This window comes from Nocardia sp. GTS18, assembly GCF_013839555.1.
Taxonomy (GTDB): Bacteria; Actinomycetota; Actinomycetes; order Mycobacteriales; family Mycobacteriaceae; genus Nocardia; species Nocardia rosealba.
This window is the reverse complement of sequence record NZ_JACBIU010000001.1, coordinates 57,482-69,800: the sequence shown is the minus strand read 5'-3', so window position 1 is coordinate 69,800 and position 12,319 is coordinate 57,482. Positions and strand designations below refer to the sequence as shown.

Annotated in this window: 13 protein-coding genes; 7 read left to right on the top strand and 6 right to left on the bottom strand. The window is 68.9% G+C overall.

Going from position 1 to position 12,319, the window contains the following annotated elements:
• Positions 1 to 26: 26 nt before the first annotated feature.
• Complete coding sequence (locus HYG95_RS00335; RefSeq protein WP_181695996.1) at positions 27 to 638, top strand: class I SAM-dependent methyltransferase; 612 nt, start codon at positions 27 to 29, stop codon at positions 636 to 638.
• A gap of 66 nt (positions 639 to 704) precedes the next feature.
• The gene (locus tag HYG95_RS00330) at positions 705 to 1,217 is read left to right on the top strand and encodes an OsmC family protein (protein WP_181695995.1); all 513 of its coding nucleotides are present in this window, start codon (positions 705 to 707) and stop codon (positions 1,215 to 1,217) included.
• A gap of 1 nt (position 1,218) precedes the next feature.
• Here HYG95_RS00330 and HYG95_RS00325 read toward each other — a convergent pair whose 3' ends face one another.
• A complete protein-coding gene (locus HYG95_RS00325) occupies positions 1,219 to 2,073 on the bottom strand; it encodes an alpha/beta fold hydrolase (protein WP_181695994.1) in 855 nt (284 codons plus the stop codon).
• 65 nt (positions 2,074 to 2,138) lie between these two features.
• Between HYG95_RS00325 and HYG95_RS00320 the strand changes: the two genes are divergently transcribed.
• A complete protein-coding gene (locus tag HYG95_RS00320) occupies positions 2,139 to 2,723 on the top strand; it encodes a TetR/AcrR family transcriptional regulator (RefSeq protein WP_181695993.1) in 585 nt (194 codons plus the stop codon).
• Positions 2,724 to 2,726: 3 nt separating this feature from the next.
• Here HYG95_RS00320 and HYG95_RS00315 read toward each other — a convergent pair whose 3' ends face one another.
• Positions 2,727 to 3,680: an endonuclease/exonuclease/phosphatase family protein gene (locus HYG95_RS00315; protein ID WP_370465626.1), complete on the bottom strand. Its 954-nt coding sequence runs from the start codon at positions 3,678 to 3,680 to the stop codon at positions 2,727 to 2,729.
• A 128-nt stretch (positions 3,681 to 3,808) separates the two neighbouring features.
• Between HYG95_RS00315 and HYG95_RS00310 the strand changes: the two genes are divergently transcribed.
• Positions 3,809 to 4,336 carry a nuclear transport factor 2 family protein gene (locus HYG95_RS00310; RefSeq protein ID WP_181695991.1) on the top strand — a complete coding sequence of 176 codons (528 nt, stop codon included), beginning with the start codon at positions 3,809 to 3,811 and terminating at the stop codon, positions 4,334 to 4,336.
• 34 nt (positions 4,337 to 4,370) lie between these two features.
• On the opposite strand, the gene HYG95_RS00305 is transcribed toward HYG95_RS00310, so the two are convergent.
• Entirely contained in the window at positions 4,371 to 4,814 is a 444-nt protein-coding gene (locus HYG95_RS00305) for a DUF4267 domain-containing protein (protein WP_220138903.1), read from the bottom strand.
• Between the two features lie 115 nt (positions 4,815 to 4,929).
• Between HYG95_RS00305 and HYG95_RS00300 the strand changes: the two genes are divergently transcribed.
• Together HYG95_RS00300 and HYG95_RS00295 are read left to right on the top strand one after the other, a co-directional pair.
• The gene (locus HYG95_RS00300) at positions 4,930 to 8,334 is read left to right on the top strand and encodes a BTAD domain-containing putative transcriptional regulator (protein WP_181695990.1); all 3,405 of its coding nucleotides are present in this window, start codon (positions 4,930 to 4,932) and stop codon (positions 8,332 to 8,334) included.
• A 95-nt stretch (positions 8,335 to 8,429) separates the two neighbouring features.
• Positions 8,430 to 9,350 carry a zinc-binding dehydrogenase gene (locus tag HYG95_RS00295; protein ID WP_181695989.1) on the top strand — a complete coding sequence of 307 codons (921 nt, stop codon included), beginning with the start codon at positions 8,430 to 8,432 and terminating at the stop codon, positions 9,348 to 9,350.
• On the opposite strand, the gene HYG95_RS00290 is transcribed toward HYG95_RS00295, so the two are convergent.
• Positions 9,332 to 9,946 (bottom strand): TetR/AcrR family transcriptional regulator, encoded by a 615-nt coding sequence (locus HYG95_RS00290; RefSeq protein WP_255494937.1) that lies wholly within the window; start codon positions 9,944 to 9,946, stop codon positions 9,332 to 9,334. The two genes, HYG95_RS00295 and HYG95_RS00290, sit on opposite strands and share 19 nt — an antisense overlap.
• A gap of 81 nt (positions 9,947 to 10,027) precedes the next feature.
• On the opposite strand from HYG95_RS00290, the gene HYG95_RS00285 reads away from it, so the two are divergent.
• Positions 10,028 to 11,254 (top strand): alpha/beta fold hydrolase, encoded by a 1,227-nt coding sequence (locus HYG95_RS00285; RefSeq protein WP_181695988.1) that lies wholly within the window; start codon positions 10,028 to 10,030, stop codon positions 11,252 to 11,254.
• Between the two features lie 20 nt (positions 11,255 to 11,274).
• Here HYG95_RS00285 and HYG95_RS00280 read toward each other — a convergent pair whose 3' ends face one another.
• Together HYG95_RS00280 and HYG95_RS00275 are read right to left on the bottom strand one after the other, a co-directional pair.
• On the bottom strand, positions 11,275 to 11,883 hold the full coding sequence (locus tag HYG95_RS00280) for an SRPBCC family protein (RefSeq protein ID WP_181695987.1): 609 nt from the start codon (positions 11,881 to 11,883) through the stop codon (positions 11,275 to 11,277).
• Positions 11,884 to 11,894: 11 nt separating this feature from the next.
• Positions 11,895 to 12,224, bottom strand: a complete 330-nt coding sequence (locus HYG95_RS00275) for a metalloregulator ArsR/SmtB family transcription factor (RefSeq protein WP_181695986.1) — start codon at positions 12,222 to 12,224, stop codon at positions 11,895 to 11,897.
• Positions 12,225 to 12,319: the final 95 nt, after the last annotated feature.

The window sequence follows — 12,319 nt, the reverse complement described above, 5'->3', positions numbered from 1 at the left end:
GGCTGGTCGGCGAGGATGATCGGGGGATGGGCTTCTATACCGATCGGATTCTTCCGCATCTCACCGACAAGGTGTGTGGGGCGCGGGTGAACGACTCGCTGCGGCGGCGGGTGTGTTCCGGGTTGCGGGGGAATGTCGTGGAGGTGGGGTTCGGGTCGGGGAACAATGTGGGGTTCTATCCCGAGACCGTGGAGCGGGTCAGCGGGGTGGAGCCTGCTGATGTGGGGTGGAAGATCGCGGCGAAAAGGGTTGCGGCCAGCCCGGTTCCGATCGAACGGGCGGGCCTGGACGGGCAGGCGCTGCCGTTCGGGGACGACAGTTTCGACACCGCGTTGTCGACGTTCACGCTGTGCACGATTCCCGACGTCGCGGCGGCGCTCGCCGAGATCCAGCGCGTGCTCGAGCCTGGTGGCACCTTGCATTTCGTCGAGCACGGGTTGGCGCCGGACGAATCGGTTCGGGTGTGGCAGCACCGGCTCGACCCGATCCAGCAGCGGATCGCCGGTGGATGCCATCTGGCGCGCGACATCCCCGCGCTGATCGCCGGCGCCGGATTCGAAATAGTGGAACTCGACCGGTTCTACCAACCCGGCGCCCCGAAGGCCTTCGCCGCATTGTCGCTGGGTGTCGCCCGTTGAGCAGGGGTTGAAATCACGCGGAAGTCATCGGTTGGCCGCGGATATCCGCGTCGATAGCGTGCGGGCATGACCAGTCACCTCGCGGCCTTGAACAGCATTTCCGAAGCGACAGCGAAAGCGGTGGCCCTCGATACGGCCAACGCGCACGTGGTGTTCCGTGCGGCGGCGACGCCCGAGGGCACGGTGGGCAGCGTGGTCACCGCACGCACCCACACCGTGCGCGTCGACGAACCGCCCGCGCTCGGCGGCGCCGACACCGCCGCCAATCCGGTGGAGGTGTATCTGGCGGCACTCGTTTCCTGCCAGGTGGTGACCTACCGATTCTGGGCCGAGCGACTCGGGATCAGCATCGACGACCTCGAGAGCACCGCCGAAGGCGACCTGGATGTGCGCGGGTTCTTCGGCATCGACGACACGGTGCGTGCGGGGTTCCAGGCGGTGCGGGTCGCCGTGCGGATCAACGGCCCCGAGACACCGCAGCGCTACGCCGAACTACAGGAAGCCGTCGACGCACACTGCCCCGTGCTCGACTCGACCACCGGAGCCACACCGGTGAACACCACCCTCGAGGTCGGCTGATTCACCTTTCCGTCGGGCGAACCGCCGTGCTGGTGAGGAACTCGGTGACTGCGGCGGCGACCGCGTTCGGCTGGTCGAGCATCGACAACACATAGGCATCGTCGATCTCGACCAGGCGGGCGCGGGGGATCAGGTCGGCGAGGCGACGACCGTGCTCGCGGGGCATCACCTTGCCCGCCGACGACCACAGGATCAATGCCTCACCCCGGAAGTGTCGCAGTGCTTCGGTTGCGGCGATCAGTTCGGCCTTGTCGAAACCGGAACGGGTGTAGGCGAGCAGGTCGCGGCGGATGCCGGCATCGCGCAGCCCGGGATCGGTCCAGGCGCGCACGAGCTCGTCGGACAGCGGGAATTTCGCCATCCAGCCGAACAGCGGTGGAGTCTCGCGCAACCAGCGCACGCGCAACTGACGCAGGGCAAGGGTGATACCGCCGGGCAGGTAGGAGGCGAGGGTCGCGGATTTGCCGGGCAAGCCGGGCGGGAAATTGTCGAACGCCTCGCTGGGGAAGACGATCAGCCGACCCACCCGCTCGTCGAGACCGTAGGCGGTCAAGAACAGTCCACCACCCCAGTCCGAGTGCACCAGGGTGACGTCGTGCAGGTCCAGAGCAGCAAGGAAGTCCGCGATCAGCTGATTGAGTCCGCGCATGCTCAGGTCGGTGCCCGGTCGCAACGGCTCGGGGTGCGCGCCCAACGGTAGATCCGGCAGCACATAGCGGAACCCGGCGGGCAGCAGATCGATGACCGAATCCCAGACCCGGTGGTTCATCAGCAGGCCGTGCAACAGCACGACCGGCGGTCCCTCCCCACGCTCTGTGTAGTGGACGCGGCCGACGGGCAGTTCGACGGACGGCATGAGAACCTCCAGTTAGAGCGAACACTCTAGCGCGTTTGCTCTAGTCTGGAGTCGTGAGGGAGAAGATGTCAACGCCTACTCGGGAACGCCTGGTCACCGCTGTCGCCGAACTGATGCGCACGCACGGGTACAGCGCGATCACGGTCAAGCAGATCACCGCCGTCGCCGACGCGCCGATGGGCTCGCTCTACCACCACTTCCCGCAGGGCAAACCGCAGATCGCCGCCGTGGCCCTGCGCGATTCCGGTGCCGCCTACATCCAGTTGCTGCCGCTGTTGATGGACCCGCACGAGGATCTCGTGGACGCGATGTCGTCCGCGTTCGCCGATGCCGCCCGCACGCTCGAGGAATCCGGGTGGATCAATATGTGTCCCGTCGGCACCGTGGCGGGCGAGATCGCCGACTCCGAACCGGAACTGCGCCAGGTGGTGGCCGAGGTCGTCACCGACTGGATCACCCAGGGCACCACATACTTCGTGCGTCGTGGACTGGTCGAGGACGAGGCGCGCGATCTTGTGCTGGCGGTTCTGTCCGCATTGGAAGGGGCGTTCGTGCTCGGGCGGACATTGCGCTCGGCCGAACCGCTGCTGGCGGCCGGGAATGCGATGCGGGCACGGGTCGAGTCGGTGCTGGCTCGGGCCGAGTCGTAGTTCTTACCGCAACGGAAAAACGATGCGCGCCACCAGGGCCCGATGGTCGGCGCCGGGCAGATCGACGGTTTCCACCTTCGTTGCGTGTGCGTCGGCGAGCAGGAAATGGTCGATGCCGACCAACGGGGGTATCGATTTGTCCGTCGGATAGGTGACCAGATGGCCCGCGCCCGCCTGGGCGCCCGCATCGGCGTAACGACCCGAGGCCATAGCGCGGAACCGGGCATGGTCGTGGGTGGCATTGAAATCGCCGCCGACGAGCACCGGACGATCGGCGGGCGCACCGTCCAGCACCTGCCGGAGCCGGGACAGTTCATCGGCCCAGACACGCGTGTCGTAGATCGGGGGCACCGGGTGGAAGGCATACACCGAGACCGGCCCGACCTCGGGAACGGTGGCGGTCGCCGAGATCTGGTTGAGGACGTACCCGTCGTATTCGACGGTGTCGGACAACGGGTACCGACTCCAGATCCCGGTCCCGCTCGCCGTCTGGCCGGGGGCCAGGTAGCGGTACGGAAGAAGGGCATCCAGACCCGCACGACCCAGGTCGTCGACCGCAGGGCGGGTGAGCTCGTTGACGGTGAGCACGGCGATATCCCGCGCACGCACCTCGTTCACGAGCACCACCGGATCGGCGCCGTCGAACAGCAGATTGGCCTGCATCGCCATGATCGCCGGCCCCTCGCCACCACCATCGGCGAAGTAGAGCGGTGCCTGGGTCGCCAGACCGGCGGCGACCACGATCCCTGCCACCCCGGCAACCACCCACTGCTTGATGCCCACGAAACCAGCGGCCCCCACCACCGCACCGCACATCAGATACGGTGCCGCCGACGCCGCCAACACGACCGGCTCCACATCCCACCGCGAAAAATGCAACGCCACACCGGCGATTCCGGCCAGCGTCGCCACCCCGGCAACCACCCCGACCCCGATCCGAACAATCCGCGCGCTCACCACGCCAGCCAAACACGTGCAACGAGACTTTCCGAACTCCGGGGTGCGCTCGGCGGGGACCTCACATTCGTTGTCGCTGTCTCGTCGGACTACCGAAAAGGTCCGAAGGTTGCGGAAGGAGACGCGGGATGTCAGGTGAGAGCGAGATCAGGGAGTTCTTGGAAAGTCGTACCCGGGCGCACGAATCGAAGGATATCGACGCGGCGATGTCGTTCTACTCGGAGGACATCGTCTACTACGATGCTGTTGCGCCGCTGCGGTTTTCAGGAACCGAAGAGGTGCGGGCGAACTTTCTGCGGTGGTTCGACGGGTATGACGGCCCGATCGATCTGGAAACGCATGAGCTGTCGATCGCCGTCGACGGGGACGTGGCCTTCGCCAATATGCTCCATCTGGATTCCGGGAAGCACAAGGGCGGCATCGAATTGTCGATCTGGGTGCGCGAGACCGTCTGCCTTCGGCGAGTGGAAGGCCGATGGGTGATCACGCACGAGCACATTTCGATTCCGATGAGTCCCAAGACCTTTCAGATCTGGTGCGCGTCACACAAGGACGCGCCCGCCGACGGGGGCCGGACCGTCTTCGGTCTGGCGGCGCGGGCGCTGGTGGCCCGGTTCGTTCCGTGGGGGCGCAAAATGGCTGACAGGCCGGTGTGATCGAGACGACCACACCGACCTGCTCCGGTTGCCGTCAGGGGCGCGCAGGTCGCTCGGTGAGCAGCAGAGCGGCCGTCAGCACGACGAACAGCATGGCCGAGATATGCACGGTCAGCGCTGTCGTCACCGTTCCGCCGTGTGTCACCACGGCCAGTGCGTCGCCGAACGGGATCGCCGCATTGATCAGCACGATCCAGCCGAGGACGCGACGGTGGCCGAGGGCGAGCACGAGGAACGCCACCGCGGCGGTCGAGATGTCGCGCACGCCCTTGACGACGAAATAGCCGTCGGCATTGCCGGTGGGCCACGGCGCGATACCGAAACCGGCGGGCGAACTCTCGGGAGCGAGCAGGAAACTCAGCCCGAAATACAACGGCGCCGCCGCGCAGATCACGGCCATCACGGTGGTGACCCGATACCTCGCGACCACCTTTCGTCCCACTGTGCCGATCCGCATGCCCTGGGTGGTGATGCTCATACTGTCCTGCCTTTCAACGGGTTTCGATGTGAACGAGACTGCTCGCCGAGGTTTGGAAGGCAGTTGGAGCCGACTTGGAACCGTGCGGGCCCGCGCGCGTACGATGTGGCTGGTCATGGTCTTGATCCGGGTGTTGGGCTCGTTCGCGGCCGAGGTCGGCGGCGAACCGCTTCCCCTCGGTGGGCCGCGTCAACGCGGTGTGCTCGCGCTGCTGGTGGCCGCGCGCGGGCAGGTAGTGCCGGTGGACCGCCTGGTCGAAGACCTCTGGCGTGGGGAAGCACCGTCGCGGGCGTTGGCGTCGTTGCAGGCGTACGTGTCGAACCTGCGCCGCCTGCTGGAACCGGACCGGCCACCACGGGCACCGGCCCGTCTGCTGGTGAGCGCCGCACCCGGTTACGCGCTACACCTGCCCAAGCACGCGGTGGACGCCTGGCGTTTCGAGGAGCTACTCGAACAAGCCCGCACACTCACCGATCCCGAGGGCACGCGCGCCCGGCTGGACGAGGCATTGGCGCTGTGGCGCGGTCCCGCGTTCGCCGAGGTCGCCGACGAGCCGTGGGTGGCCGCCGAAACAGCACGGCTGCACGAGTTGCGTCTGGTCGCGCGCGAACTGCACATCGGGGCAGGTCTGCGCCTGGGCCGAGCCGCGACGGTCGTTCCCGACACCGAGACCCTCACCCGCGACGAACCCCTGCGTGAGGAAGGGTGGCGGCTGCATGCGCTCGCGCTGTGGGGTAGTGGGCGTCAGGCCGATGCGCTGACCGCGCTGCGGCGTGCCCGCACGCTGTTCGCCGACGAACTCGGCCTCGACCCGGGCCCGGACCTGGTGGAACTGGAAGAGGCGATCCTGGCTCAGCGCACGGACTTCCTGCGTGCGGCGGTTCCGGTGGCGTCCTCGCAGCGGACAGCGTTGCCCAGGAGCCGGAATGCGCGCGAAGATCCTGCGGGCGGCGGCCGTGAGGTAGAGGTGGGCAAAGTCGGCCCCGGCGCGGTTGACTCCGGCGAAGTCCGCCCCGGCGCGGCCGGATCAGGTGCGGTCGGCCCGGGGGAGGATTACTCCGGGAGCGTCGGATCACACTCAGCGGCAACGGCATTCGATAACGGCCGGTCGCCCACCCCGTTTGTCGGACGCGACCACGAACTCGCAGCCCTGACCAGAGCCGCCGAGCAAGCGATCACCGACGGCGCGAGAACCGCCCTGATCACCGGCGAAGCGGGACAGGGCAAGTCGACCCTGCTCGAGCACCTCGGCACGACACTCACCCGCGACGGATGGCTCGTTGCCGTCGGGCGCTGCCCCGACGTCGACAGCGCGCCACCGGCCTGGGCCTGGGTCGAAGTGCTGCGATCCATCACCGAAAGCGCGGCGCCACAACCGTTCTCCGACGATCTGGCTCCACTGCTGGGCGACTCCGCGCCCGCGCACGGCGACGCGGCTGCCGGACGATTCCGGCTCCGCCGAGCCGTGTGGGCATGGCTCGCCGCGGCCGCCACCGACCGCCCGGTCGCCGTCGTCCTGGACGACCTGCACTGGGCCGACGCCGCCACCCTGGAACTGCTCACCGGCGGCATCGACACCAAGGCCCCGATTCTGATCGTGGCCGCCTACCGTTCGGACGAAAGCGAGCGCCTCACCGAAACACTCGCCACCCTGGCCCGCACCGCCCCGCTGCGGCTCGATCTGCCCGGACTCGACCGCGACGCCGTCGCCGAACTCGTGCGTGCCGAATGCGACACCGACGACTCGACCGTGGCCGGAATCGCCGAAAGAACCGGCGGCAACCCCTTCTACGTGCGCGAGACCGCCCGCCTGCTCAACGGTGAAGGTGCACTGGTCGCGCTCTCCGAGGTCCCCGAAGGCGTCCGCGACGTGCTGCGGCGACGGCTCGCACGGTTACCCGACAGCGGTGTGTCCGTGCTGCGATTGGCGGCGGTGGCCGGGCGGGAATGCCCGGTCGACGTGCTCGTGCGCGCCGCCGACACCGATGAGGACGGCGTGCTCGACGCCGTGGACGCGGGCGTCATCGCCGGGCTGCTCGACGAACCGGGGCCGGGTCGTGTCCGGTTCGTGCACGCCCTGGTCAGGGACACCCTGGTCACCGGTGTCAGCCGGGCACGCACAACGAGGATGCATGCGCGGATTGCGGCGGCCCTCGAAGGCTCCGGCGACATCGTCGCCCTGGCACACCACTGGGCGCGGGCCGGATCGCCGAAAGCTGTCGGGTACTGCGTGCAAGCCGCGGAACTGGCCGAGGCGCGCTACGCCCACGATGTGGCGGTCGTGCTCCTCACCGACGCCGTCGCCGCTGCCCGTGAACCGGACGAACGGGTGGAGCTGCTCGGCAGACTGCTGCGAGCACAGGTCAGGGCCGGGTCCATCGCGGGGGCCAGGCGCACCCGCGAGGTGGCCGTGGAGTTCGCCGAGTCGCTGGGACGTGAGGATCTGATGATCGCCGCGTTCACCGCCTGGACCGAACCGACACCGTGGCAGTCCCGGATGTACGGCACGGTCGACCGCCCGATCGTCGAACGGCTCGCCCGGTTGCTCACCCGCACCGATCTCGACCGCGAGGTGCGCGCCCATCTGCTCATCGCCTACACCCACGAATTGGTCGGCGAGGACGATCCGACGATCATGCCCGCCGCCCTGGAGGCACTCGAGTCGGCGACCTCCCCGGGTTTGCGCGCCGCCGCCCTGCTGGTTCTGGCGCGCGCCTCGGGCCGCCAGGAGTACTCGCGGGAACTCCTGGCGATCGGCACCGAACACGACCTGCCCGTGTACCGCATCACCGCCCTGCTCAACCTGGCCGCCGGTGCCGCGGCCGCCAACGATCCGACGACCATGCGTCGCGTCAGCGAACAGGCGCGCGACCTGGCCCGCGCCTACCGGATGCCCGAAGCGGTCGGCGCAGCCGAGATCGCCCTGGCGACACTGGTACTGATCGAGGGACGGTTCGCCGACGCCGAACGCCGCTACATCACAGCCACCCAGCGCATGGAACGCGCCGGGTCCGTGCACGCCGCCGGGTTCCTGCGCATCGCACGCGCGGCGATCTGGATCAACGACGGTACCCTCGGCGCCCACCTGGACGAGGTCCGCGCCTTCCACGAAGCGCTCGGCCCGATGGTCGCCGACCTGCTGACACTGGCCCTGCACGCGGCGGGTCGTGGCAACGAAGTGGAGTCAACACCACCGGCCCCGATCCGGGCCGATTTCTTCTTCACCTTTCTGACGAGCCTGCGGGCGCTGGCCCTGATCGCCGTGAACGACCGCGACGGTGCCGAGCGGGTCTACACGGACCTGCTGCCGCACCGCGACGGTCCTCCCGCGGGCGCGGAGAGTGTGTCGCTCGCCGTGCGCCCGGTCGCGCACGTACTGGGCGAACTCGCCGTGTTCCTCGGTCGTGGCGAGGAAGCGGCCGCGCATTTCGCTCAGGCGGCCGACATCGCCGACCGGTGGAACGCCCCGCACTGGTCCACCGTAGCCAGGGCGCGCGCCGCCGCGGCGATCCGCAGCTGACCGACCAGGGCACGGCGACCTCCAATTCGGCTCCAACTCCCCTCCAAGTCGGGCGAGCAGGCTGGAACCCATCAGCACTGATGGAGGAGCGAATCATGAACACAGCCGGCACTTTCCGGGCCGCCGTCGTCCGCACACCCGCAGGGCCCGACTCGATCGAGATCATCGACGTCCCCGTCGTCGAGCCCGGACCGGGTGAGGTGCGGGTGGCCGTCGCGGCCGCACCCGTCAACCCCACCGACCTCGGTGTCGTCAGCGGGTTCTTCCATGATCTCGGGATGATCGACCAACCCGAACACACCGGACTGGGCTGGGACTTCGCCGGCACCGTCCTGGCCACCGGACCCGGCGTCGACCTGGCCATCGGGACCCGCGTCGCAGGTGTCGTGCTCGGCTTCGACCGCGACTTCGGCACCTACGCCGAACAACTCGTCGTGCCCGCCACCGACCTCGCGGTCGTACCCGACGGGCTCGACCTGGTCCCGGCGGCCACGGTGCCGCTCAGCGGTCTGAGCGCCGCACAGATCGTCGACATGCTCGGCGACGCACCCGCCGATGGCGACCGGCTGCTGGTGATCGGCGCCGCCGGCGCCATCGGGGCCGGTGTCGCCGCGCTCGCACCCGACCGGGGGTGGCGGGTCACCGGTCTGGCCAGAGCGGCCGACGAACAGTTCGTGCGTGGACTCGGCGCCGACTTCGTCACCGCGGTCGAGCCCGGGTGGGACGCGGTCGTCGACGCCACCCCGCAGCAGACGTGGGGCCTGAAACCGGTCCGTGACGGTGGGATATTCGTCGGGGTCCGGCCCAATATCGTGCCCGCGGTGGAACGGGGGATCACCGTGAACGTCTTGATGGTGCGATCGGACGCATCACGCCTGAGCCAGCTGCTCGCCCTCGCCGCAGCAGGACGACTGCCCACGCGGGTGCACGCGGTCCTGCCGCTGGACCGGGCCGCCGACGCCCACCGGGCCATGGCCGAAAGTGGGGCGCGCGGTCGTTACGTGCTCGAACCCTGAACCCGGCCGGGCGCGGACAGGCCGAGGGTGGTTTCGAGATGGCGGGCCCACCACTGTGCGTGCGCGTCGAAGGTCGCGGCGGCGTCGGTGAGCCCGGCGCTGCGCCGGAAAGCGTTGCCGTAGCGGACATCCAGCGCCACGGCCTGATGCAGAGCCGCGACGGCGTGGCGGGTGTCGTCGAGGCAACTGCCCGGTGGGCGGGCACGGTGCAGGGCCTCGACGACGGGGTCGAGCATGCCGCTGCCCCGGTCGCGCCAACCCGCGGCGTGCAGGGCGACGGCGAGATCGGCGTAGCCACCGCGATAGAAGTCGTGGAGTGCGGTGATGAGTGCGGGCAGGTCGGCGTTGTCGTCCAGCCAGGTCGCGACGATGTTCGCGAGGCCCGCCCGGAGCCGGCGGCCGCCGTGCCGCAGGAGCTCGGTGAGCAGGGTCTGCCGGTTCCGGAAGTGATGGGTGACGCCGGCGTCGGTCATGCCGACGCGGGCGGCGACCGCACGGACCTGCACGGCCGCGGGTCCGCCCTCGGCCAGGAGTGTCGCTGCGGCGTCGAGGATCGCCTGACGCGCCTCCTCGGGGCGCCTTCGCACTCGCGGCATGCTCACCTCGTCACCCTACCTTGACTGGCCAAGGTGGCACGGCATACCGTTACCTGGACACGTCAAGGTTTGGGGCCTGCGATGATCCACACCGATATCGTCCTCGGCGACGCCACACTGCGCGCCACGATCAGCGGCCACGGACCCACGGTCCTGCTGCTGCACGCCGGGGGAGAGCGCCGCGGCGTGTGGTCGCCGATCGCGGCACTGCTCGGGGCGCGTGGCTACCGCACCGTTGCGGTCGACCTGCGCGGCCACGGCGAGAGTTCCGGGCAGGTCACCACGCTTCGGCCGCTCGCCGACGACGTGGCCGCGCTGATCGGCCGTGAGTCCGGACCCGTGGTGGTCGCCGGAGCCTCCCTCGGCGGCTTCGCCGCCATGGCGGCGCTGGCCGAACCTGCCGTCCGGTCCAGGGTCGCCGGGCTGATCCTCGTGGACGTCGTTCCCGATCCGGACCCGGAGCCGACACGAACCTGGTTGCGCGACCAGGGGTTCGGTGCGAGCCTCGAGGACCTCACCGACGACATCCTCGGATCCGGGCCCGCATTGCTCACCACCATCAGCACAGTTGACCTGCCGATCCTGCTCGTGCGCGGCGGCCGCTCCTTCCTCGCAGACGACGACGTGCACCGTCTGCGCCGGGCGAACCGGCGCGTCACCACCGCCGTGATCGCCGAAGCGGGCCACCTGGTTGCCCGTGACACACCGGAAGAACTCGCGGATCTCATCGCGGTGCACGTCGATACCAGTCTGGACGAAGACACCGTGCGCGAGGCATTCGAGTTCCAGCGAGCACTCGGCGCCGAACGCATCGAGCACCCGGGCGGGAACCTGCTCGATCATCTGCGGCGCGTGCATGCCATCACCGCCGAGTGGAACGCCCCACGACGCACCCGGCTCGCCGCGATCTGTCACGCCACCTACGGCACGGACGGGTTCGCCACCGCACTCTTGCCGACCACACAGCGACACCGATCGGCCGAGGTGATCGGTTGTCCTGCCGAGGAATTGGTCTACCTCTACAGCGCCTGCGCGCGCACGCCGACCTACCGTGAACTCGGGAAACCGTCACTGCGGGTCACCGACCGCTTCACCGGTGGATCGCTCACGATCACCGGCACCGACCTGCATGCCTTCGCCGTCCTCACGATCGCCAACGAGCTCGACGTGGCACGGCACGCCCGCCTCGCACCGGGCATGCGGCAAGGAATCCGCGATCTCGTCATCGCCCTCGCCCACCACGCACCGCGAGAGGCGGCGAAAGCGCTCGCAGACGAGGCGCTGGCCGTGGCTGTGCGAGACTCCTGAGGGCTATTTCCGGCTCGTCGCTACTCGGCGCTGGTGTAGAAGCCGGCCACGCGGTCGGCGACCGTGCGGGCAGTCGCCGGATCGGTCCCGGCAGTGGCGTGCGCGTCGCCCCAGGTGCTGGCGGCGCGCCGGATGTACTCGGCGCCTTCCGGTGTGGACAGCAGCTTTTCCAGCTCCGCCGGGGTTGCCCTGTGGTCGCCGGACAGGAACAAACCCACCGCGAGGAACGAGGTTTCCCAGCCGACGCCGGTAGCGCCGGGGCCGTAGGTTCGCCAGTGTTCGTTGTCCGGCACGGTATGGGTGAGTTCGAGCGTCGCCCCACCCTCGGCGCCGGTGATCGTCACCTCGACCACGCTCGTGTCGTCGCCGTACTCCCAAGTGATGCGCAGCCGTGTCGGCGCGACGCACTCTTCGATGATGCCGGTCGTTCCGCTGCCGTCGAGCCGGTAGCGGCCACCCTCCCGCAGCTCACCACTGACCGGCTCGAACCACCGTGACAGCCGCTGCGGGTCGGTGCACGCGTTCCACAGGTCCTCGGTGGTCGTGTCGTAGGTTCGTGCGAGTCTCACCTGTTTCGACGGCCCGAGGTCGGTCATGGTGCGGTTGATCTGAGCGATGAGGTCGAGCATTGCCGTCTCCTTCAGCTGCGTCGCTCGCGTTTGCCGCGGGCGATCTCGGTGTCGAGGGCGTCGAGCCGGGTCTGCCACAGGTGGCGGAACCGGTCGAGCCATTCGTCGGCCTGACGCATACCGGCGCTGTCGACCGCGTAGAGGCGCCGCGTACCTTCCGCGCGGACTGTCGCGAACCCGTTCTCCCGCAGTACCCGCAGGTGATGTGACACGGCGGGGTGGGAGATCGGGTATTCCTGTCGCACAGCGTCACTGATCGCGCCCGCACCGCATTCACCGGCGGCGAGCAGTTCCAGAATCCGGCGACGAACCGGATCCCCGAGGATGTCCAAAGCGTGCACCCCTTATTTAAGCACAGATTTAATTAAGTCAGCATCTAAACATGGGGGTGATGCCTACGCGGGGCGCGTCGAGACGACGAACAGTGGTAGGAAAG